We start from the raw sequence: 24,888 nt of genomic DNA on the forward strand, positions 1-24,888 counted from the left end.
CAGGTTTTTAGCTGGTGCCAGCTTTCAGTTAAATGGGGTTTACCGCCAGCTTACAAACATACTGGCCAGCCGCTTGGGCCTTTCTCGCGAAGATCGAGAGTCGCTAAAGACTGGGGCATGTGTGCTAATGAGGTGCTGCGAGAAGCCGGGCATACAGACGCTGCGCTTATCCCAGATACCGAAGTGATCCGTCATGCATTGACCGAGCGCAATATGCTAACGGGTTTAGTATCGGATAAAGATCCCTTAGGGATATTCTTCTCAACCCGAATTGCAGGCGAATGGCGCTATGCGTATCGCGATCAAACCATTAAGCCGATGAGCCCAGCAGAGTACGCTGCGCAGGAGAAAACACTGGCAGAGTTTATTGTTAGTTGGTCACAAAAGCGTTTGGCACGCGGTGTGGTGGTTAGCTTTATTGAAGGCGGCATGGATGTGGTCGGTGGCCTGACGGTGACGCCAATTAAAATCGGCATTCGGGCGGGTATTAAGGTGCCGATTTCTTTGATCCGTATTGGGTATGACGTGCATAAAATTAAGCAAGGCGTGATGCCAGGTGAAGATAAACCTTACAAAGTGATTAAAGGGCGTATTACCCACAGGCTAGAGCAGCTGGGCTTTAAGATGCTAATGATCCCAGTTGGAAACACAGTCAAAACTGTCTTTGCCGCTGGGGTATCGGCGGCGGCTCACGCGCACAATGCCATGGTGGAAAAAGAACAAGATAAGGTCAAAATCAGCTCTTGGGCTAAGGTGCTGGGCACTGAAGCGCTACTTACTGGTGGCTCAGTACCAGTGAGCGTTGGCGCGAAAACCGCGGCGGATTTAGTGATGGAACCCTCTCCGAAGTTAACCACCGACGAGCAGCAAGTCGTCGAACAAATTAAACAGGCATTGGCGGGGGAATCAGCGTCTGAAGAGTTGGATGCTGTAGATGAGTCGAGCCCAATCTCTAACGCCTATCCCGACATAAACCGAGGTGAAGGGGAGTACAAAGAGGCGGTCGATAAATCGCTTGCAAAAATCGCCCGTACCCCTTTGGAGCGTGACTTGATTGAGTCGATGAATAAGCAGGGGATTAAGATCACTCAGCCTAGTGAAGAAGAGCGTCTTCGCCAAGAGGATGGCCAGACGTATTACGCAACGTATGCTAACCCTGAACAAAATACGATTTTCTTTGACCCATGGAATACCCTCGCAGCCGAAAGCGATGAGCAAGCGAATGATAAACCTTGGCTAAGGCGAGATCCCTCGATTGCTTTGTTCCACGAAATGCTGCACCTCTACTACCATAGCCATCCTGTAAAAGTGAATTATCAAAACGATTGGCTCACTATCGATGAGTTGGGTGCGAAATTGGCGCCCGAAGGTTCAAGTGAGGAAGAAAAAGAATCATTGAGTCATGGGATCTTTGAACACTTTGTTGCAGGCGCTGACTACGATGCCAATGATGTCCATCTGGCTTTTGCTGCCCCGAGCTTTATCGAACAGTCGGTCCAAGTCGACAATGGTCGTTATATCAGTGAAAACGATTACCGTGAGGCTTTCTACCGTGCACAAGGTCAAGCTGTCATCAAAAGGTTGGATTACGGAGATTCGAGTTTTACCGGTCATGATGGAGACAGGTATGCGCCAAGTTCACAAAGTGGTGAAGACCAAGAAGAAGATTGGCAATACAAGGTATCAGAAACCCATATTATTGAGATAAAAGGGACCCAAGAATACTTTGATGATGTCTCCGTCGTACTCGATGATCTTAAGGATACCGAACAAGGTAAGAGATTACTCGAAGCAATGAGTAGTCCACAATTCTCGATACGCTTGCCAGCTAAGGAAGTATTGGATGGCGTTGAATACTATCCGGCTAGTGCAGATTTGGATAACAACATTATCTATTTTGATCCTTTAAGTACTCTCTCGCTTAATGGAGAAACTAGTGGTGACGAACAAGCTCAAATAATCCTTTTCCATGAACTCTTACACCTATACGACAACAATAATTTAGCCAACGACAGTTATTCAGATGACATCAAATTGCTTGAGCATATGGTAGTTGGATTACCATATACCCTTGGTGAAGATGTATTAGATTTCAGTGATACGAACATTAAGAAACAGTATTTACGGGATGGTTCACAAGTTTTTACTGTCAATCAGCTTAGGGAAGAATTGGGCATTGATCCTAGGTTACATTATAGCGATGTAGAAAATACGATTGATGGTCGAGCTTATTTCCGAAGACCAATAAGCCGTAATGCCCAATTGCATATCAGCCTGTTGCAAAGGGTTGAAGAACTTGAAGAAAAAATAAGAGTAGCGAGGTGGAATATAAATGATGCTGACAGTATTTTTTCACGTCCTTACCGAAAACGTCAGAGAAAGAAAATAGCAAAATGGGAGAGAGAACTTAGTGATAATATTCAGCACAAACTTGATCAATTAGAAAACACCTTACCTGCGATAGAGAAAGTGGCTTATGCCAAACTGTGGACTCGAGACGCTCAAGCGCTAAGGCCTGAAACTGTCTGGGTCGGTGGAGATTTGGTGGGGAGACCTCATCTAACAACTAATCAGTCAGAGATTGATAAGGAACGGCAAAAGGCTAGGAAATATCTTGAAAGTTCGAGAAATGAACTGAACCAGAGAGGGTTAGGTTCGAGTTATACTGGTAGATTCGACAATCAAGTGCGCTCTCTTGATGAGTTTAAAGAGGAAATGATCCAGGACTTAAACTCTGCTTATGCATCAGGCGATATGGTTAAAGTTTATGCTTGGATACTCGCAAAAAAACAATCTCTAAATGAGTTGATGGCCCGAGAGGGTAATACACCATCACTGCGGCAACAGAAGGCGCTATTAGAAGAGGCTGAACGCATAATTGTAGGGCAACGCAACCTATCGAGATTACCTGAGGTTCGTCAATTGTTTTTCAACCCTTCTTCAGATCAAACAATGAATTTAGCAGAAGAAATAACCAATGATATTTCTGCATCTTCCGTTTTTGAAGGTTATCGCTGGCCTCTACTTCCTACTGAAATGATGTACCTTGAAAAGCGGGGTTTTAATACAAAAGAAACTCTGTTGGATAAGATTTTGCAATATCGGCAAGGGCGGGGCGAGTTACACGAAAATATCCAACAAGTCGAAGCTGAGTTTTATGCATCTATGAAGGATATCGTGCAGGATAATGAGACGTATACGGTTGCACAGCAGAGAGAAGAAATCCAAGCACATGGAGGGCTGATTGCGTACGAAAGAGAAGTCATGAACAAAACCTATATGGCATACTTTTTTGACCGAGTATCGCCAGATAGCGCAGCTTATCGATATTGGAAAGAAAATAGCATCGATCAGCCTGGAAAGGTTAAATTTGCGATTGAACATATCGATCGTACTCCAAGACAAGTCGATGATTACATAAAAGAAAATAAAGGGACGGGCTATCGAGGTTTAGAACGGTTAATTGGTAAACAAATTACCTATAGTTCAGGTTTGAGCCAAGAGCACTACACCATTAGTTATCAGAATATAGAGTCAGCTTTGGGCAAAGAGTACCTATATTCAGTCAATCAAGAGGAATTGGGCAGTGTTAACTGGAGTACGGAGAGGTACACCAAGTTATTACGGGAACGTGCGACTGAGAAAATAGAGTCTATTGCTGATGACACTGAGAAAGCGGCGACACTTAACATATTGGATCGAGCACTAAACCCTGTTCAATACCGAGAGGATCCAAGAGATATTCCTCACATCATTAAACCTTACGTAGGCTACCCGCGAGAGAGTATTGGTGAGATTATCAAGGGCGATAGTTATCCATTAGAGAACATGATGGTCATTATTGATGGCGACAATTACACTATGATTAGCTTAATGCCTGATGGACAAGTACATAATTTTTCCTCTAGGCAAGAGCTGAATCGTTTCTTCCGCAACCCAAGTAATCATGAATATCTTCTTTCTCATGCAAGCTTGTACAATCAAATGGATGGGCGCAGTAAAAAAGGTATGGCGACCATACTCGAAGAGCTTTCTGCATCAAAAGATCACCGTAATGACAATCGATATATCTTGACCAATGAACTTAAGCACAGGATGGATGCGAAAAGTGTATTCTCCTCTCTTGCAGCCGGATCGAAAGGTTATTATCAGAGCAAGTTGTACAGTGAAATAGATCTAGTTACAGCAGTAAAAAAACACTATCGTAAAGGCTTAAGTGATACCGGCTCTGTTATTACCGAGCCAAGTTATGTGCTTCCTGAAACTTATCAGAATGATAGTTTTAATAAGCTTTATGGAATTCTAAAGCATAAGAATGCTGACCTTCAACCTATGATTACTGGCCAGATAGATGATTTTAAGAACAATCACTTAGATGTATTCAAGGGATACCTTAAAACAGAATACAAGAATATAGTGAATAAAGCACAGCTTGAAGGGATATTAAGTTCACAAGAGGCAACAGACATAATCAACCATCCAGAAAGAATGTTTATTCCGTCATTGCGCAATCAAGTAAAGCATTACCCATTAGAAGGAATGTTGATGACTAAGAGAGGGAATACAGTCATCTTGATTAGTCTGCAGTCAAATGGTGGTGTCCATAAGTTTGATAGTGAGCGAGATTTTAACTTATTTTTCGCTAATCCTGCGAATAAAGATTATATCTTGTCACATATGAGTGAGCGCAATAAACAGCCTAGAGGGATAAAAGGAAAGGGACCTTCGGACTTTTTGGATACCCTAGCATCATGGTCCAATAAATATTATCGAACGAGCTTTGTGGCTGAAGAGTTACCAGTAGCTCACCCAGCAGACAAATTTCCTATGATTGGTCCTCAAAGCCCAGATGAGATCATCAATGAAAAACCTGTTCGTTTTAACGCTGATGATGATGCTTTTGAGATCATGGCCACTTGTATGTTGGATAGGCTTAGAAGCGATGCGGACACTCTTCTTACTTCGCATTCCGAGTGGAAAACAGATAAGTTTTTTGAAATATCAGGTTATGTGTTGGCTGCGGCTTCCATTGTGCTAACTGCTGGCGCTGCGGCCGGTGTTGGTGGTGTGTATGTTGCAGGTTCTGCGTTCGTTGTGGATATGATTAGTGCCGCTCATGGTATTACCGAGGGTCTATATGTTGTTATTCAAGGTGATACACCGGAGCAGAGAAAACTAGGACTTCTTCCGTTGGTTCTTGCACCCCTTGATATGTTTGGGGCTGCGGGAGGAGCGGCAGAGCTGAGGCGATTAGGTAAGGCTGGTGGTACAGTGAGTGACTCTCTAGCCACTGGAGGCCGAAGATTACCACCAGTAGAAGAGTCCAACGAATTTGATGGTATTCGCGCACAAAAAAACCGACGACGCTCTATTCGAGCAGTGTTAGATAACTTTGGCCTCACAAGGCGCGGAAATTCGCAGCCGAGTGCTTTCGACGCCTTGCCCCAAATGGAGCAATCACCAAGTTGGTATAATGCTGATAACCTCTATACCCCTAAAACCAGTGCCCATGGGGTGATATTTAAAGATCCTGACAACCCAAACAGATTGATTAAGTTTTACAAGCGGCCGAGTGATAGAGGTATCGCTGAAAACAACCGGGATGTATTGAATAAACTGTATGACCAAAATGCTGAATTGAATACTCTAAGAGGGATCGACGGAGAAACCTATTACGCTGTTAATATGCCAAAAATGAAAGGTATCTCGATAGAGAATATTGAAGACCCGGACGTTATGCTAGATCTACTGAGAAGAATTGAAGAAGATGATTTTATTGCTCACTGGGTTGGCAAGCTACAGGATAATGGTATCCGAGTAGAAGATTTAAACCTTGGTAGCGTGCTGTATGACCCAAGTACTAGAGAGTTCAGTTTGGTTGACTTTGATTCATCAACAATTTCAGATTCAGTAAGTAATTCACACTATAAACAGATGTATCGAAGCTTGCACACTCCGATAAGGGATCAGCTTGTAAAGAAAGCCAAAACACTATTTGAAGGTCAAGGTGAGATGCTCGATACAGTGACAAGAGTGGAGGAAAAACTGAATCTCAGGTTTAAAGACCTCATGAAGCACAATGAATACGGAGAAGAAAGTTTCAGCACTTTGATGAAAGGGCAAAATGATACAGGCGACCGAGAGGGGTGGGGCTCTGCAAGACTTCCAATGGGCGGAGATACAGCAGGTAGTCAACCAGTCCCATCCACCAACGGAAGAAACATCTATGGTCACGACAACCCTATGTCGAAACCAAGGCAAGATGTCAATTCAGATGGCTCATGGGCAGGTGAACAAGGTACTTTTTATGATGATGTTGATCTTACCGATATTTTGCCAGATGATAGGCCGTGGACGAACTTGGGAACCTCTTCTCGGCCGCGTTCAGTCGATTTTGAAGGCAACAGCTATCGAATAAAGTACACAGACGAGAGAAGTGCAGAGGCAGGCAGAACGACTCAATACCGTGCTTCTTTAATCTCCGATTCAGGGGAAGAAATTCCAGTTAGAATCAAAGTGGCAACACACTGCTCAGAAGCCTATGCGTATGTCGGGAAGAGTGGATCACCCATGAACACCTACATGCCTGATCTTGTCGGTGTTACTGACAGTCAAGGACTGCCTATTTCTGATATAGGCCGAGGACAGATACGTGAGGAGCCTATTTTTCTTATTCTTAGAGATGAGGTAAAAGCACTGGAAGAGACAGGCTCATCAATTAGAAAAGTGCTTGATGTGAAATTTAGCGATGTTCGATTAAGAAGTACACCAGCAGAGCGGGCGGTAAATGGCTATCCAGAAAAGAGCTCCCTCTACTATGCTGCTAAAAACAAAGCGATGGATTCGTCAGGTATACCTTTCATCAATCATAATGGAGGTAACGAACTCAATAAGTTCTTAGCTATTAGGAATACCAAGAAAAAGCTACTTAGCGTTTTGAACATGGCAGATAATCTCGATGAGCTCAAAGCTCAACTTGAAAGTTTTAGGCAAGCGGTAATGGCTTCAGATTGGGTGAGCTATGACAGTAGTTTGCTTCTCATTGCACATGCTAAAAATGGTCAGACGAAAATAGACTTCAAGTTTATTGATCCCGCACATCCAGTTACTCGGCAAGCTGGCACGAATAGTCAGGCGTTAAACTCTGGAAAATCAGCGATGCAAGATAGTATCAATTGGCTGTCAGAAGAAATTGATCAAATCCTTTATAGAAGAAGTGCTGTCAGGGAGGGTTTGATGTCTTATGAAAGCCCAACAAGCAGCAGAATCCTATCAAGTTCAAGTGCTGAAGACTTAACAGTATTGGATGATATCGTCGTTGAAGAAGGCTTTAAGCCGTATATAAAACCAAATGGTAGAGACTACATCTATTTCCCATTTATGAATGACGAAAGAGTGACTGAGAGGCTGATACCGTTACTTAGAGACAGGATAAGTAATGGTAAGCCACCGATTGAGATTGTATTTAAAAATCGGGAGCAAATAGATTCGTTTAGAGAAATCCTTAATCGTGTTTTTCCAGCTAACTCTCGCTTGGAGGCTGATCTTGAGTATCTTTACACGAGCGCCAACAAGATGGATCTTCGTGATTTACGAGATTCTGATACTCTCTATGTCAGTGGGCATGGACAACCTGGTCAAGGGTATGTGTATAGTGCAGCTTCACCCAATGCCGACAAAGTGAGTGCTAGGCAAGTCGCTAGAGATCTAGATGGCATGTTGTTACCCGATGATGTGACGGTTAAAGTTGCGGCGTGTAATAGTGCAAGTGAGCACACCATAATAGCTCCGTCATCGAGAGTGGACGGCGACTTATATGCTCACATTACAGATCCAGTGAATATGGGGGACTTTGATGCCTCACTGGCAGGGAAGCTTGAGATCGCACTAAAAACCTTTCAAGAAGGTCGGGAGTTGGGTAAGGTCTATGGGTATTTGGGTTATATCACGAACAGACGAATTCAGACGGGTATGGGTAAAATTGAAGGTGGTCAACTAACATTTGGTTCTTCCACTCATGCTGTTGCTGGCTTTGATATATTAGGTGACTCAAGTGCTCGTTTGGTTGATTTTAGACGCAGTGACATGATGCGTGGTCGGTTTTACGATCCAAACCCAATGTTAGGAAAGCATGGGTTACAGGACTTACCTTCGGATTTGCCTCCGTTAAATCCTGCGCTGAGGCAGGAAGCTCTAAAACCTAAGCTCTTAAAACGAAGAGGCTTAGCTCTAATACAAGCTCAAGGTAGTGAGCCAAATACACAAGTTTACTTTGCCGAGGCAGAAGAATCATCAGCCCAACGTGAGGCTTGGAATACAGTGTGGGAAAACACCGCGAGGACTAGCGACACTCCAAATACTGATCTTTTTGTAGCCTACAATGGTAAGCAGCTAAATATAGAAGATATAGTAAAACATATGGATAGTGGTGGTTTACAGCAATATAAAGAGGCATCAGGATACATTGGTACAAATCCAGTTTCTTTCGTCAGAATTGTGCGAGTCTCGAAGGATGGTGATCAGGAGGAAAACCAATACGAAATTACGGTAGAAACTCTGGAAACCCAATTTCTTGAATAATCAGTTTACAATCTTAAATAAGGATTAAAATAAGCGAGATTGATAGGATTTTAGGTCTTTAATAAAACACCGCCAACATTGGCGGTGTTTTATTGCGTGTTTCATACGCTCGATCGTCGTTTTAATTGGCTATATTACCTATCGTTTAACAAGTCTTAAATTAAGGGTAATTTATCGTGTCGGATGAGCCTCTAGAACCTTCATCAACAAATCCAATCAAATCTTTAACTTCTCTTGCAACACCATTAGTGTTTGCTGAATCTGGCCTCACATCGATTGATGCTAATTGTATCAAATCACATGGGAAAAGCTTTTGGCATTCTTTACAAGATACTTTTGAAGACTCTGCGGATTTATTGAAGGAGGAGATAAGCCAGCAGTATCATGATATTCACGACCAAGTGGAGGCCGAATTTCAAGAAGTTAAACACAACATAGAGTCTATCCCTGAAGAGATATCTAAACTGGCGGATTCGGCTGTAACCGATATGAAAGAAAAAGTAAGTGATTACCAACTCGATAAGCGTATTGAGAGTGGTTTTGATTCTTTAAAGAATGCTTTTGATGTATTTAAATGGTAGTAAGCCTATTGAACTGAAAAATCCAAGTATAAATAGTGGATATTACACCAAAGTAAAGGTGAAAATTTTTAAAATAATAAAATTTAACTCTTTATTAATTATATGTGAGTGTTTTAATAGAAACCAAATACATTGTCCATTGCTATTTACAATCTAGAAATATATATTTTCGATAGGCTGAAAGCTCACATTAATTTATATAATGAGGAGCTTCAGTTTATGACCGAAGAAATAAATCCCCTTGATTCACTACCCCCTTATGTTTTTGGGGAAGTGAGTAATACTAATTTGTCCGTTTCCCCCACCATTGATCATTTAACAACACCGCTTATCCTACCTTGGAATGGTATTTCAGAGGATGAGACTTCAAGCCGTTCAAAGAGAACACGTCGAGATACTTATGCATTTAATCCAGCATCGAGCCCAGTTCGGCTTGATAAAATATCGGAAGTTCATGGTAGGTTGACTCGTAGGCTGGCGAGTATGTCAACGTCAGATCTCAATTCCTTGTCATCTGAGGTCTTTATGATGGATCAGCTAAACTGGCTTCGTTGTTATTTTAGTTCTGACCCAGAGGCATTGAGATATATAGATGGTGATCTGAGAGCTCGAAGTTTATGTTTGCAGTGGAACGTACACAGTGACACAGATTCTGTTTTACTCAATGATCTGTTGGCAGTTGGATTCCCTGGATTGACTGATGGCGTGAGTGCGGCAAGCCCTGCGATCTTAGTGAGCCGGATCAATGACGGTGGAGCAGGAACATGGGATGCACTCCATGTACTCCCTTTGGGAAAAATATTTGGCGCCTCGGATAGAATGAGGCTTGAAGCTGCATGGGGACGAGCTACTTGTCGACCTCTCTATCAAAAATCGGATGATTATCGTCGACGGTGTACGTCAGGTTCTACTGGTTTACCATCAAAGGTGGATTTTATAAAAGATTCATTACTGTGGGCATATAACCAAATACGATCAGAGGGCACGGACAAAACGATACGCAGCATTACTGCCACTGAACGCTATGAACAATTGGAGCGAGATATGCGGGCTCGCTTTGGCTTCTCACAGGGAGAATTTGAGCGTACATCGCAAGATCCAGAAATATTAAGCACTCTAATTCGGTTACAAGGTGCGGTGGCATATCTAGCTTATGATCATGCTGTGCTCACGGGTAGCAACCCTCAGCTAGATCCAGCAGGGGAGGGCTATGTGGGGTATATGAATCTGCGTAATATGTTTACCGCTTTATTAGCAGGCTTGAGGCGATATTTGGCTAGATCACAATCAAATATGTTGGAAGTCAAAGCCCAAGCATTAACTGCGGGCACTCTATTAGATACTGTTAATGCGAATATGAAAAACTTACTCGACGAAGAAGTAAGAAAGTTTGTCGCTAAATTTTCAGCTAAGTATCCCCGAATCCCTCTTACCGAAGGTTCGACGTTTTTGATTAGAAGTTTGTCGGTTCCCCTCATAGCTCCTGTAGGACCAATGGGGGCAGTGTCTTATCCAATTGGATCGAATCCATATACAACGGAGACGATGTCACTTTCTGACATGTTGATGAAGCCAATACCAAGCGGTGAATGGTATTACCCAAATGGACGGCCAGTTTCTAATGGGGACAAGGCTTTCATCGTAGATGAGATCACCAAAACCAGATATGACATGGACACAGAAATTCCATTTCGCTTTGACCAAGTTCTTCGCTCAAAACAAGCAGACTATACTCGTGTGCTGGGAAGTGCGTTAGAACTCCATGCCAACCAGTTTGTTAATAATGAAGCGAATCCAGCACATCAAAGAGAGTTGGTTGAAAAATTTAAAAAAGGTAAGAAGCCAGCCTATAAATGTGCTTTTAAAGGCCACACGGTTTATGGGTCAGTATTTATTCCATATTCAGATGACGACGGTCAAACGAAATACGGTTCGGATTTGAGTAAAAACGGTCTTCTGTATTCTCCATACAATGGTTTTGTTTGGCTTGAAACCGACCGTTTTACGGATACTCAATATGTGGCAATGAGAAACGGATTGAGCATACAAGGAAAGACCGAGCTTGATGCCGCTATGGAGGTAAAAAGTCTGCCGGCAACAGGCTTGATATATCCGAGCTATATGGGGATGGGTGGATATGTTCAGATCCCTCCAATTTCAGTAGGGCCTTTGCAGTATTTTGACGGTCAAGTGGATAGCGAACATTTGACGTTCAATTACAGTACAACGCCCCTCTATCTAACCAATTCTATTTCAGAGTACTTTGATGAGGTGTTCTCAGCTTCTCATGTGTCACTACAAGATAGATGGGATGAGATAAGAGATCACTTGATGTTAGCTGTCAGCATTCTAAATATAGCTGCAATACCTTTCCCTTATCTTGGTCTTGCGTTGATTGCAGGCAACATCACCATAGCTATTGTCACTCTTGCAGATCGCACCTCAAGTACAGGAGATAGAGCTTGGGCTATTGCCGACTTAGTCTTGGAACCACTTGGTGCAGTAGGAGACATCTTAACTTTGTCCAAGAGAGCAACGAAAATGTTGACTGATATTGCGCAGACCTCCGGAGCAAACTCTCCAGCCTTTACTCGAAAGCTCATAGAGCTTGCGCAAGTTGAGTTGATAAAGAGGCCTAAGAGAGTGAACGATAAGATAGTGGGTATAGTAGGTCGTATTGGTGATAACTCTGATTATCCAAGTTTTGCGTCCGCGACACGGACTCCAAATGTCCCTTCAGAGGGAATGTGTCGAGGGTTAGCATTCAAAGATGCTATCAGCCGATTAAATGGCTCTCCTATTGATAACCTAACCACAGAGTTTTCTCAAAACTTATCCTTAGCAGATGATGTTCAAGTTTTACATCATACTCAACCTGTGGTGTTAAATCGTTCGCAAGTACTGAGTAGTCGAGAAGCAAGGCTCGCAACAAGAAAGGCTGTGTCAGAGAAGGGAGGTAACTCCGTTAGCTTAGATGAAGAAATGACATTCTCACGAGCGAATGCGGAGATCTTGGTTCAATTAGCTAAACATGATGAGCTGAGCATAGTAATCGGTACTCGTACTCATGCCGTTTCCTTTTCTAAATCTGGAATAGGAGCGAATGCCAAACTGACTTTATTTGACTCAGCGGCAGACGAGATTTTTGAGTGGTCAATTGGCAATGAAAAGCAAAATGTCGCTGATATACTTAATTATATTGCGTCCAATTATGATAAGGGGGTATCAAGACAACTTGGTGATAATCCATTGTCTTTGACTGTGTTAACCAAGAGGCCTGAGTCCCGTCATATATATGTACCCAAAGCTGGAATGGAGTCATTGATGGCTGCCGTTAACCAGCTTGATTTGGATGTTTCACAAGGTAGGCTCATCCAACCGATTATGGTTAAGGGCCCAGCGGAAAAAGCAGCACTGCAAGACGAGATTGTAACACTAGCAAGGGTGCAACCAAAGCTAAAGCCTCTGCTTGATAGCCTTGAAATTGAAGAACTACAGCCTAATCGATTGTCAGCTTTATCAACAGAAAATAGTGCCCTTACTGTGGTTGGACAAAGTGATGTACCTGCATCAAATATTGTTAATGATCTCAGCGCGCTACCAAAAGGGTATATCGATATTCGCTACCTCGATGCCCGCCGTGCAGCAAACGATTCTACGTCGATGAATAACCTTGCTCGTCAATCCAGTAGCGAAAGCTTGGTCATTGTTGATGGTACAGATATCAAGGCAACCCCATCTGAAGCATTGGCAACTGCGATGGAAAATGCTGGTTACTCACATACTCGGGTAAGAGATGGAAAGCTAAAATTCCCGCAGGATCGAACTCGAGACGAATGGAACATCATTGGGTTGGAGCAGCGTGGAAGAGCAAAGAATGTCATTGCACAAAATTCAAATCAAAGTGGTGACTCTAATGGTGTTGCACTTGCTTTACGTGACAATCGAGAAAGAAAGCTCTTGTATCTGACAAGCCCTCGTGATTACAGGGGACATAAGACGTTGCGTTATTACCTTGACATGGGCGTCGAACGAGAACAAATCTGTGTGATCAATATTAACCCAAGGGATGAACAACTCCCTGACGATATACAAGATCTGGGTAAGGTAATCATTCTAAATGGACCGCCTAGTTTGGAGCCTAATCAAGTCTATCACGCTCTGACTGGTTCCTTGGGGAAAAAGAAGTCCCAATTTACAGACAAACTGACGGGTTATACAGAGGTTGAACAAGAGCTAAAGGCGTTTGGTGTCGATGAACCAAGTGATGTTGGTCAAAGTACTAGACACATTGCTCAAGATATCTCGGGTGGTGATTCACAGGCTACAAAAAATTTCTTTACGCGAACTTGGAATGCTTATCAAAACCAAGCAGTGAGTGCTGAGGTTTCTCGAAAAGTTGATGAGGTTTACAGCCAGATCAAGGACAGTATAACTCGAGAAGGGTGGGAAGGTGTCTCTCTTGTATGGTCAAGGGGATTGAATGGCGAAGAGTATAGTAAATTAAGAAGCTTGAGCGACAGGAAAAGTCTATCGGTTTTTTCACCAATTGAGCAGGTTAAATCGTTTAAATTGCTTGATGAGCAAAAGAGAAACCCCCACCACTTAATGACGCCACAGCTATACGAAACGCTGAAGGAGGTCAATACCAAGAAAAAAATGCTCACTATCCCTATTGGAGATCCTATTGAATATTCTCCGTATCATTCAGCGCTTACGGGGGCAGCTAAGCAATACTATTTAAATAGTGATGGCTCTGATGCATTAAATCTAATCCAGTACTGGAACAAATCGAGTGATCTAAGGGATGTAAACCACGGAAAGTTTAACCAAGGTGTATTCTTGCAGCAGCTTTTCAAAAAATTAAGTGAAGATGGTATACCACTGCAACAGGTAGGGTTACGCTCTGGTGAGATGGAAAAAGGGGCTTATATGGGGATCCCGACTCTCTATCTTGAAGAACATAATGCAGCCAAAGGTAGTGCACGTTTACTACCCGTTACCAGAGGTGGAGAAGGTGCAAGAGAAGTTGATGAAAGCCAACGAGTAAAAGATGATGCCTTTAAAATAGCTCAAAAGACAAAGCAAATACAAAAGTTTAATGATGATATTTTAAAGAACAACGACAAGTTATCTGAAATACGAGCAACGGACTCAAACAACCAACGCGGTATTGATGGTATCGAAAAAAACATTAAAAAGCTTGAAGCTAAGAAGCAGACTTTGGAAGCAGAGATTGCTCAGCTCGAAGAGTCGATAAAAGCATATCAGCTAGATGCATCTTTTTCGGCTCCCCACCGTGTTGTTAATGAAGGTGACGGCTTGGGTGGGTTACCTTACTTTATAAGAGAAAATCTTGAAAACTACGTGGGTCTTTATGCGGCGCAGAATCCTACGGATATGCAATCACTTCGGCTTTGGTTACGCGACATAGCATCGCAGGGCGCGGATACTGCGTTTGAGCGTATTCCGGAGCATATTGCTAAAGGAACCATGACGCCTTTTGAGGTGGATTTACTCGGAAACTACATAGAAGACGTTATTGCTAATTTCACAGCGTATCGGACTAAATATCTGCCCTAGATAGCATTACTCATAGCTAATACACTAGGAGCCAGCTTGGCTCCTATTTTTTTACGTGTTTGTATCGATGACCAATTCACTGTATCCGGTTGTTCTATCGTGCTGCCGTGAAAAGCTCAGGCTTGGGTAGTGATGAATGATTAGCTCGGCAGTGGTATCAATGATGGTATTGTCTAGTAAATGCCCGCCCATGACCTTTCCCGTTTCGTCGGCAACTGATAGATGAATATGTTGATGAGTTGGCGTGAGTGTTCCCATCATAGAAACAATTTCAAAAGGTTGAGTCAAAGTGATTGACTGTGTGGCGCCAGCAAGGCGCAGGCTGACTTGTTCTAAACTTCCGACACAGGATGCAATCGAGCCAGCTTGTATAGCATGTTTGGTCACCATAGACTGGATTTGTGTTTTTAAGTCTTGCCCTTTAGTTAACCTTATTACGATAGGCTCAATCATTATTTGTTCCTAACCTTGCGTAGCGAGTATTTGCTAAGTATCTCATACCACTTATTTTATTGAATAGGTTTTAACATTTGGGTCAGGAATTTGTGTTGAAGGTTTTGCTTGGTTAGCTTGCTCTAGAGGAATCCACTTGAGCGCGCCGTTAGTCTCAAAATCATTTGCGCGATCGCAAGTCATATAATGATCTCCCACCTGCAAAATTGCGCCCAGAGAATACGCCTGATCTTGGTAGTAACAGACTCGTTTTCCTGCATTACCGCCATCTATCGCAATGACAGCTTTGCCTGGAGTGGTAATGATATTGGCAGAGACTGGCCCTGCAATAACTAAAAATACGGCCAAAAGTGATTTGCGCATATCGTCTCCTAAGCAATAAAGGTCTACTAGTAAAGAGTAATCAGATATACGGTTTAAGGCGACAGCATTAGCCACAAAAGTAAATCATAAGCCAGAAAAAACGCTAGCGACCAAACTTTCTTTGGTATCTGGGCAGCATACTTTCGTTGCCAAGTACGCCTCCTTGGTGGATATACACAATGGTTTTATCTGCATTATTTGGGTGCCAATTGAGTAAACATTGCCACATCATAGGATCGTACAAGAGATCAAATTCGACTTGGGTTTGTTCGAGCAGAGCCAGCCATATTTGGTAGTCGCTGTGATACAGCTTACCAAAGTGATGTTTGCTATCAAGTTGCAAAATACTTGGATGGTGTTCAACACCAAGAGACTGAATCTGGTCAATTAAGTAATCTTTACCGCCTACACAGGGGCAGGTTATGACCTCGATTCCATAAGGCTTAAGGAAGCTTTGCAGATAAGCGCTTGTTGTTCCCGTACCTGAGGGAAGAGCGACAACAAAATCCATAGATTTTTGAGACTGCCTCCAGCGATAAATTTCGTCTGCCAATCCTTTAATACCATGTTGAGCATCTTGCTCCCTTCCTCCTTCTTCTACGACTAAGCAGCTCGAATCAGGACAGCGGATAGTTTGGATAAAGTCTACTGGATGAAGGTTGGTATCATGCACTGCAATCACTTTCGCCCCAAGCTTTAGAGCGCCGCCGTAATTACCAATGGGCGTGTTGCGCAACCAATCAGGGATACGGTCAACATAGTACTCTAGATCCCAACCTTTCAGTTTACAAAGGGCCGCAAGTGAATAAAGTGAGTTAGCTTGTGGGCTGCCATAGCTTATTAAAGTCTTAATCTGAGGTTGCTTACTTTGTAGTAGATACATGAATTTACGAGCTTTATTGCCACTAAACTGAGGATGGAGCATATCATCCCGCTTTAGAAAAAATTCAATGCCTTCAAACTTGTGTTTAGTAATAGGGGAGTGGTTTAGCTTCATTCGTTGCTCTGTTAAATACCAAGACAAGCAGTGTAACCCTTAAATTGGGCTTGTCAGAGCAATAAATCAAAATTCTATTTGCGCCAGACATCCTCTGTTGGGGTGATTACTGAGACTAAAGCGCCAGTTGTAACGCTGGCAAAGGTCATCAACGATCATTAATCCAAGTCCATGACCATTAGCATCAGGAGTTTGATTCAACCCTGGTCCGTCGTCGATGATGGAAAGTCGGTTCTGGGACAACTCAACATCGATTTTACCATCGGCTGTTGCAGCGATAGCGTTACGAATAAGATTACCCACAATCATGGTGACGACTGCTGGCGTTGCGCGAACCTCAGGCTGCCCTGATATTTGCATTTCTATTGAGATAGATTTCTGCTCGGCTTGATCGGCATGAGAGAAAATAATCGACTCCAGTTCACCTTTGCTGATTTCACGTAACGGTGAGTCGTCGATATTGCGTTCGTAACGAACGATGGATAGCAGAGCGTCGACCATGACCGTCATTTGTGTACTGGCCTCTTCAATTCGCGTGATTTGCCTGTGTTGATACTCAGAATGTTCTGAGCGGCTAAGAAGTGAATTTGCGCCTTTGACAACAGTTAAGGGAGTCCTTAACTCATGACTAGCATAGCGGGCGAATGCTTGCTCTCGTTTAATGGCAGTGGTCAAATCATGTCGATATTGGTTGAGCTGTTGAGTGAGAATTTGGAATTCACCCGCAGCGCCTTCGCCAAGCACAAAAGCTTGGTTTACGTCACCTGAATGCTCTTGTAACTGTTTAGCGATTTCATTGACAGGTTCAATCAGGCGCACTGATAGGCGATAAAGCAAAGTACCAAACAAGAACATGAGTAAAGAAACTAGGGTAATGACGAGCAAGCCTGAATAAACAAATTCATCGGTGTTAAATTCGACTTTATCGATCAAAGACAATAACACTAAGGTTTTGTCTTCGCCTTTCTCGGTATACGAGCCTTTATAGACCATGTAAGCATTAGGGTGCTCGTCGGACTCGACCTCGCCGAGGTAGGTATCATATTGTTCAGTATATTGGCGATAAAATTTTGGTAATAGAGAAAGGTCATTGTAAGCTTTGGTTAGGCTATCGATTTCTATCATGCCTTTCTCACCATTAAGGAAGCGTTCTACCGCTGTGTCCCTGTCTATCAAGATAAGACGTTCACCGACACGATCTTCAGACCAATCTAGAGAGAACATAAAAATCATAGAGATAACAACACCAATGACACAAGAGATAGTGGTAAAAAAGAGCGCTAGACGTCCTGTGAGGGTTCGAGTGCTGGAAAGAAAGGGCTTCATCTTATATTTCCTCAAGCCTGAAACCTATTTTTGGCAAGGTTGTTAGCATAGGACGAGAGAAAGGCTTATCAAGTTGATTACGTAATTGATAAATGTGGCTGCGTAGGACGTCATTGTGGGGCTCTTTTTCTTGCCAGAGTTTTTCAGATATTTCACGCCGAGTCACAGTTTCTGGGGCTTTCAGACATAGCTGTTCGAGGATGGTGTAAGTCGTAGGGTTGAGTGCGAGCTTTTTGCCTTCTCTGTATGCTTGGCGAGTTTTTTGGTCTACTCGAAGACTCCCAAAACTGAGAGTACTTTGCGTCACTTCACCACGGTAACGCTTAATGAGTGCTTTGATGCGAGCTTCTAGGATTTCCAAATCGAAGGGCTTAGTTAAGTAGTCGTCCGCGCCATGTTTAAATCCATTAAGCATATCTTCGCGATTATCCAGTGCCGTGAGCATAAGAATAGGGGTATGGTTACCGGCATCTCTTAGCGCGTTGCATACGGTTAAGCCATCCATTCGGGGTAGCATAAGATCGAGAAGAATAAGATCGAAGTTCTCATTGAGGGCTAGCTGTAAACCAAGCTCGCCATTATCCGCGTAGTCGAGCTCCATTCCAAGACTTTCGAAATAATCAAAAAGCACCCCCGCTACTTCACGATTGTCTTCTACCAGCAGTATTTTATTCATACCTACCCCCTTAAACACTAATAACAGCAGATATTACGTGAAAAAAATGTCAACGACATTGTTTTCACACTGCTGTCGGTAAGCTTGCTTAAGTCTAGGACTGAAGTGAAAAGTGTGCGCGATGACGCTTCGGTTAATGTTAGGAATCAGTACGTATTACGAAATATCAGAGTACGTACACCAGTAAAGTGATGTACCGCATGGGATTAGTGACACCATTACCAAACCAATCAAGAGGCGTAACCTTGTCGGTTATTGTGCCTTTTTACAATGAAGAAGACGTTTTACCCGAGTTACACCATCGACTTATGTGTGTGTTAGAAAGTTTGTCTGAGTCCAGTGAAGTTATCTATATCGATGATGGCAGTACGGACAAAAGTAGCGAGCTCGTTATGAGCTTTGAATCAGATTTTGCTTCAATTCGCTGTATCGAATTAAGTCGAAATTTTGGCAAAGAAGCAGCGATGAGTGCAGGACTTGAGCATAGTCGTGGACTTGCTGTGATCATCATTGATGCAGATTTACAAGATCCTCCAGAGCTTATTCCCACTATGTTAGCAAAATGGCGTCAAGGGTATGATGTTATCAACATGCAGCGCAGTGAGCGGCATGGCGAAACCTGGCTAAAGAAAACCTCAGCAGCTCTGTTTTATCGCTTAATGAACAGTTTGGTCAAATCTGACATTCCGGAAAATGTGGGTGATTTTAGGCTTCTGAGTCGTGAAGTCGTCGATCATATTAATCGCCTTCCCGAGCGCAATCGATACATGAAAGGCATTTTTTCTTGGCCGGGATTTAGCCATACCGCGATTCCATTCAAGCGTGACGCAAGATATTGTGGTGAAAGTAAATGGAACTACCTCAAATTACTCGGCTTAGCTATTGATGGCATTACTTCATTTTCCATTCGCCCCCTACGCCTCGCAACCTTGGTCGGCGCCTCCATTGCACTAGGGGCATTTATTTATGGCGGTTTTATTGTTTTGAAAACGGTACTACTTGGGGAAGCCGTCAGCGGATATCCGTCACTTATGGTTACACAGCTTGCGTTAGGGGGTATCCAGTTGCTATCGATAGGATTACTGGGAGAATATGTAGGACGAATCTTTATTGAAGCCAAAGCTCGCCCCCTCTATTTGATCCGCACAGTGACAGAAAAATCAGCCTCTGCGACTATTAAACAAATGGAGAGAAAGCGTGAGTTTTAATCGGGTGCATTTATGGGTTTTACTTGGCGTGACCTTAGTTACTCGTTTGCTGAGCTTGGGCGCTTACCCTCTAATGGATACAACCGAAGCGCGCTATGGTGAAATGGCCAGATTAATGGTTGAAACCAATAATTGGATAACGCCTCAGTTTGACTATGGCGTACCATTTTGGGGTAAACCTCCTCTTTTTGCGTGGATGAGCGCAATGGGTATCAAGCTATTTGGCGTGAATGAGTTTGCTGTCCGCTTTCCGCATTGGTTAGCGGGCGTTCTCATTGTTGGATTAGTGGCTTATTTTGCTAAACGGGTCGGCTTTAGTGGTCTAGTTTCCGCCTTGGTTTTGTCAACGTCTGGTGTATTTCTTATTTCGGCAGGTGCTGTGATGACAGACATTGCACTTACCATGGGGATGTCGCTAGCACTAATAGGGTTTTATTTATGTTGGCAGGGCTCAAAGTTATGGGGCTATCTCGCGTTTTTAGGTTTAGCAATCGGTCTGTTAGCAAAAGGGCCTTTAGTCATTGTTCTGGTTGGATTAGCTGTTGTTCCATGGCTTGTGATGCATCATGGCTTTTTGGGGTCATTAAAAGTGCTATGGCAAAGGTTCCCAATGGTTGGCGGGCTATTGGTGATGGGGGCTATTTCTATTCCTTGGTATATTGCTGCCGAGCGAGCTACACCGGGGTTTTTAAATTACTTCATTATTGGTGAGCACATAAAACGATTTGTTGTCAGTGGCTGGCAAGGTGATCTCTATGGGACTGCTCATAATGAAGCGCGTGGCACCATTTGGTACTTCTGGCTTTATGCGGCTGCGCCATGGTCATTGATTCTCCCTATCCTGTGGTGGAACAAGCGTAAGCAGTTGGGTAAAGGTATTGACCCTGAAAGTGGGTTGTTGAGCTTTCTTGTTTTTTGGATGCTATCACCCATGCTTTTATTTACCTTTGCGGGTAATATTTTGCCCGCTTACGTATTGCCGGGCATACCTGCAATGAGTGTGCTGATCGCGATTTTACTATCCAACGAAGGCAATGATAATCAATGGTTTAAGATTGTTTCCGGTGCTGTGCCCATCCTTCTACTTGGGGCGGTAATCTTTATTCAGTCAGGGACAGGCAATAGACGAAGCGACAAGGTTCTGCTTCGTGATATAGACCCTAGTGTACCCACTTATTATATTGGACTACGCCCATTTTCTGGCCAGTTCTATAGCAGCGGGAAAGCGAAATACCTTCAAAATTACGAAGTCTTAGACCATTTAAAAAGAGTACAGCTTATTGGTAAAAAAGAGGTTGTTGAAGAGGTCGTTCATAGTAAAAAGATGAATTGCTCTATCGATACTGTGGAACATAGTCGGCGAGTACTATATCGATGTGAGCGTCTAGGATGAGTAGCAAAATAGTAAATTTTGCTGTTGTGGGCGGGGTGGGTTTCCTCGCTGACTGTGCGTTATTTTCAGCCTTGTATTATGGATTGGAATTCGAAATTCTGACAGCACGCATAGCCTCATTTTTGTTTGCCGCAACTATTACTTGGTTAGGCAATAGGACGTTTACCTTCGTAAATGTTACTGGCGCTAATGCTGTGATCCAATGGCTAAAATTTATGACAAGCGCAACAGCCTCCTTACTTCCTAACTTAGCCACACTTAAACTCATTATGTTGTTTTATACGAATGAAAGTACGAGTGTAATGGTTGCTTTCATTGGTGGGGTTTTATCTGGAATGGTCAGCAATTTCTTACTTAGCCAGTATTGGGTGTTCGGTAAAGAAGAAGCGATAAGAACACGATAAATCAAGCAAATAAAAAAAGCCCAGGGCAATTGTGCTCTGGGCTGATACAAAACATAGGAGTTATATAAGAAAAAGCAGCGTAAATTAGTCACGTAAGTCGAGTGTGCAGATAGTTATCAGTCTGCAAACTCAATAAATATTGGCTAACTACATATAGTCAGACTCTACTCTTTTCGATCGGTTCCATTGTTTGGCAAAATTATTTTAGTTTTTATTTTGGGTAGATTCTTCATCTGGTCCGACCATTATTAAAAAATGTGATGTTAATAACTTGTTGGATACTTGTTTCGGTTGTATATTTCAAACAGATGTTTAATACGAGCGATTGAAATATCGATGAGACAGACGACCAAAGACAAAATCCTAGATGTCGCTGAAGCCTTGTTTGCCGAGCATGGCTTTAATGATACGTCACTGCGGACAATCACGAGCAAGGCCGGCGTTAACCTTGCGTCGGTCAATTATCATTTTGGCGATAAAAAGACCTTAGTGCGTGCGGTGTTGAACCGATACCTCGAAGCCTTCATGCCTGCCGTTCAAGATGCGTTGATTACACTTAACCTCAATAAAAGTTACTCGATGTCAGACGTCTTTGAGTCTTTGAGAGGCCCACTCCGTGCTCTCAATGATATAAGGCCAAATGGAACGAGCCGATTTATGTTGTTGATTGGCAGAGGGTACACCGATGTTCAAGGTCATTTACGTTGGTTTATTACGACGCGTTACCAAGAAGCTTTGTCTTTGTTTACTCAGTCGGTACTTAAAGCAAACCCGAACCTGACCCAAGAAACCTTGTTTTGGCGGCTTCACTTCACGCTCGGAACCTGTGTTTTCACCATGGCTTCAAGTCAAGCTCTGATGGAAATAGCAGAAAATGATTACGACAGGCAGATGGACGCCAAATATATCGTCGATCAGCTTATTCCTTACTTAGCTGCTGGCGTAGCGGCTGATTAAGAATTGGACACAACAATTATAAGTTGGACCACCAACTCGTGACAAAAGGAACTTATTATGTGCTCTTTACGTAGAAAATGGGTCAGCGACCCCGCTTTTAAAATGTTTAAGAAAGTACTGCCACCTCTTTCTAGTACGGAACGAGAAGCGATGGAAGCGGGCAGTGTCTGGTGGGACGGTGAGCTGTTCTCTGGGCGCCCAGATTTTTCTAAGCTGCACAAGTACCCCATGCCAAGTCTATCCGCTGAAGAGCAATCTTTTGTTGATAATGAGTTGGAAACTTTGCTCTCGATGCTAGACGATCACAAGATCGTTAAGCATGACCGCGATCTTCCAAAAGAGGTTTGGGAATATTTGCGTAAAGAGCGATTCTTTTCGTTAATTATTTCAACAGAGTATGGTGGCCGAGGGTTTTCTGCGCTTGCTAACTCAACCATTGTTACCAAAATAGCAACACGGAGTATTAGCACTGCGGTATCGGTTATGGTTCCTAACTCTCTGGGGCCTGGTGAGTTGATATCACATTACGGTACTCAAGAGCAAAAGGATTATTGGTTGCCACGCTTAGCTGATGGAACCGATATTCCGTGCTTTGCCCTAACAGGTCCAGAAGCAGGCTCGGATGCTGGTGGTATTCCTGACGAAGGCGTGGTTTGCTACGGCAGGTACAAGAATAAGAAAGTGCTTGGTATTCGTCTTAATTGGAACAAGCGTTACATTACCTTAGCGCCCGTCGCTACTGTGTTGGGTCTTGCATTTAAAATGTACGATCCTGAAGGTCTGATTGGCGATAAAAAAGATCTCGGTATTACCTGTGCTCTGATCCCTGCCGATCATAAAGGGGTCGAAATAGGCGAGCGTCACGATCCTATGGGATTAGCGTTTATGAATGGCCCAACCCGAGGAAACGATGTCTTTATTCCTATGGAATGGCTGATTGGTGGCCAAGACTACGCAGGTAAAGGTTGGCGAATGCTGGTTGAGTGTTTGTCAGCAGGCCGTGGTATCTCATTACCAGCGTTAGGTACGGCAATTGGTCACTTAACTGCACGTACGACAGGCGCTTATGCGTATGTACGTAAGCAATTTGGGATGTCAATTGGTAAGTTCGAAGGGGTAGCTGAAGCACTGGGCCGAATCGGTGGATTGACATATCTCCTAGAAGCCAGTCGTACATTGACTACCACATCGCTGGATTTAAAAGAAAAGCCGGGAATCGTTACTGCAATCGCTAAATACCATATGACAGAAATGGCTCGTACCATTTTAAATGACTCAATGGACATTCATGCTGGGCGCGCGATTCAAGATGGCCCAATGAACTACCTTGCTACTCATTATCTTGGTATTCCTGTTGCGATTACTGTCGAAGGGGCGAACATTCTGACGCGTAACCTAATGATATTTGGTCAAGGTGCAACCCGCTGTCATCCGTTCGTTCTTAAGGAAATGGAAGCGGCGGCTAACCAAGATCAAGAGCAGGGAGCGAAAGAGTTTGATGACTTGTTATTTAAGCACATAGCCCATGCGACTAAGAATACTTTTGGTGCATTTGGCGCGGCTCTGACAGGCTCTTACTTTGTTAAAGCCGACATGAGCGGCCCAACTCAGGTGTATTACAAAGACTTAACTCGCCTTAGCCGCGCTCTGGCAGTAAGTGCAGATATCGCCATGGCAACTCTGGGCGGTGATTTGAAACGCAAAGAGATGATCTCTGCTCGTCTTGGCGATGTATTGGCTTACCTCTATATGGGCTCAGCAGCGCTGAAGAAATATGAGGACGAAGGACGCCAGCAACAAGATTTGGATTATGTCCACTATTCGGTTCAGCACTGTTTGCACAATGCAGCCCAAGCTTTGACAGAAGTGTTTAGTAACTACCCACAAAAAATGGTTGGTGTGTTGCTTAAAGGTTTGATATTCCCTCTTGGTAATCATTTCAACAAGCCCAGTGACGACTTGACGGTGAAACTGGCTGAAAGTTTGATGACTCCGGGCGTACACCGCGACCGACTTACGCACCTTTGTTATGTGGGCAAAGAGCAAGATGATGCGGTTGGCTTGATGGACGAAGCTTTCCTTGCCATGTACGGCATTAAAGGGCTTGAGAGAAAACTCGTGAGGGCAGCTCAAGAAGGTAAAGTCGACCGCAAAGGACCGCTGAAAGCGCGCCTCGAGCAAGCTCTGGAAGCAGATGTGTTCAATGAAGATGAAGTGGAACAAATTATGGCCGCAGAAGCACTGCGCTATAAAGCCATTCAAGTGGATGATTTTAGCCATGATTTGAGTCAAGTAACGACGGGCGGCAAGCCTAAGAAGGGTAAAGCAAAGCTCGATAGTGTTGCTTAACCCATCTCTATCATGTTA

General features: G+C 43.4%; 13 protein-coding genes. 8 read left to right on the forward strand and 5 right to left on the reverse strand.

Annotated features, from left to right (window positions below):
* The first annotated feature begins 117 nt into the window (after positions 1-117).
* From AAFM34_RS10930 to AAFM34_RS10940, 3 genes are all read left to right on the forward strand, one after another.
* Positions 118-8,580 carry a M91 family zinc metallopeptidase gene (locus AAFM34_RS10930; RefSeq protein WP_341662743.1) on the forward strand — a complete coding sequence of 2,821 codons (8,463 nt, stop codon included), beginning with the start codon at positions 118-120 and terminating at the stop codon, positions 8,578-8,580.
* A 176-nt stretch (positions 8,581-8,756) separates the two neighbouring features.
* On the forward strand, positions 8,757-9,161 hold the full coding sequence (locus AAFM34_RS10935) for a hypothetical protein (RefSeq protein ID WP_341662745.1): 405 nt from the start codon (positions 8,757-8,759) through the stop codon (positions 9,159-9,161).
* Between the two features lie 219 nt (positions 9,162-9,380).
* Positions 9,381-14,744 carry a hypothetical protein gene (locus tag AAFM34_RS10940; protein WP_341662747.1) on the forward strand — a complete coding sequence of 1,788 codons (5,364 nt, stop codon included), beginning with the start codon at positions 9,381-9,383 and terminating at the stop codon, positions 14,742-14,744.
* A gap of 51 nt (positions 14,745-14,795) precedes the next feature.
* Here the strand turns inward: AAFM34_RS10940 and AAFM34_RS10945 are convergent, their stop codons facing one another.
* The 5 genes from AAFM34_RS10945 to AAFM34_RS10965 form a co-directional block, all read right to left on the reverse strand.
* Positions 14,796-15,197, reverse strand: a complete 402-nt coding sequence (locus AAFM34_RS10945) for a PPC domain-containing DNA-binding protein (RefSeq protein WP_341662749.1) — start codon at positions 15,195-15,197, stop codon at positions 14,796-14,798.
* A gap of 51 nt (positions 15,198-15,248) precedes the next feature.
* Positions 15,249-15,560 (reverse strand): DUF1496 domain-containing protein, encoded by a 312-nt coding sequence (locus AAFM34_RS10950; RefSeq protein ID WP_341662751.1) that lies wholly within the window; start codon positions 15,558-15,560, stop codon positions 15,249-15,251.
* A 103-nt stretch (positions 15,561-15,663) separates the two neighbouring features.
* The gene (locus AAFM34_RS10955; protein WP_341662753.1) at positions 15,664-16,557 is read right to left on the reverse strand and encodes a pyridoxal-phosphate dependent enzyme; all 894 of its coding nucleotides are present in this window, start codon (positions 16,555-16,557) and stop codon (positions 15,664-15,666) included.
* Positions 16,558-16,623: 66 nt separating this feature from the next.
* Positions 16,624-17,883 (reverse strand): HAMP domain-containing sensor histidine kinase, encoded by a 1,260-nt coding sequence (locus AAFM34_RS10960; RefSeq protein ID WP_341662755.1) that lies wholly within the window; start codon positions 17,881-17,883, stop codon positions 16,624-16,626.
* A 1-nt stretch (position 17,884) separates the two neighbouring features.
* Positions 17,885-18,559, reverse strand: coding sequence for a response regulator transcription factor (locus AAFM34_RS10965; protein ID WP_341662757.1), 675 nt, complete (start codon positions 18,557-18,559; stop codon positions 17,885-17,887).
* Positions 18,560-18,759: 200 nt separating this feature from the next.
* On the opposite strand from AAFM34_RS10965, the gene AAFM34_RS10970 reads away from it, so the two are divergent.
* The 5 genes from AAFM34_RS10970 (at position 18,760) to AAFM34_RS10990 (ending at position 24,870) form a co-directional block, all read left to right on the forward strand.
* Positions 18,760-19,767, forward strand: a complete 1,008-nt coding sequence (locus tag AAFM34_RS10970; protein ID WP_341662759.1) for a glycosyltransferase family 2 protein — start codon at positions 18,760-18,762, stop codon at positions 19,765-19,767.
* Positions 19,757-21,160: a glycosyltransferase family 39 protein gene (locus AAFM34_RS10975; RefSeq protein WP_341662761.1), complete on the forward strand. Its 1,404-nt coding sequence runs from the start codon at positions 19,757-19,759 to the stop codon at positions 21,158-21,160. The genes AAFM34_RS10970 and AAFM34_RS10975 overlap by 11 nt, the downstream gene beginning before the upstream one ends.
* A complete protein-coding gene (locus tag AAFM34_RS10980) occupies positions 21,157-21,564 on the forward strand; it encodes a GtrA family protein (RefSeq protein ID WP_341662763.1) in 408 nt (135 codons plus the stop codon). The genes AAFM34_RS10975 and AAFM34_RS10980 overlap by 4 nt, the downstream gene beginning before the upstream one ends.
* Positions 21,565-21,894: 330 nt before the next feature.
* On the forward strand, positions 21,895-22,521 hold the full coding sequence (locus AAFM34_RS10985; protein WP_341662791.1) for a TetR/AcrR family transcriptional regulator: 627 nt from the start codon (positions 21,895-21,897) through the stop codon (positions 22,519-22,521).
* A 57-nt stretch (positions 22,522-22,578) separates the two neighbouring features.
* Positions 22,579-24,870, forward strand: a complete 2,292-nt coding sequence (locus tag AAFM34_RS10990) for an acyl-CoA dehydrogenase (RefSeq protein ID WP_341662765.1) — start codon at positions 22,579-22,581, stop codon at positions 24,868-24,870.
* Positions 24,871-24,888: the final 18 nt, after the last annotated feature.

It is taken from the genome of Vibrio sp. (assembly GCF_038138445.1).
In the GTDB taxonomy this organism is placed as follows: Bacteria; Pseudomonadota; Gammaproteobacteria; order Enterobacterales; family Vibrionaceae; genus Vibrio.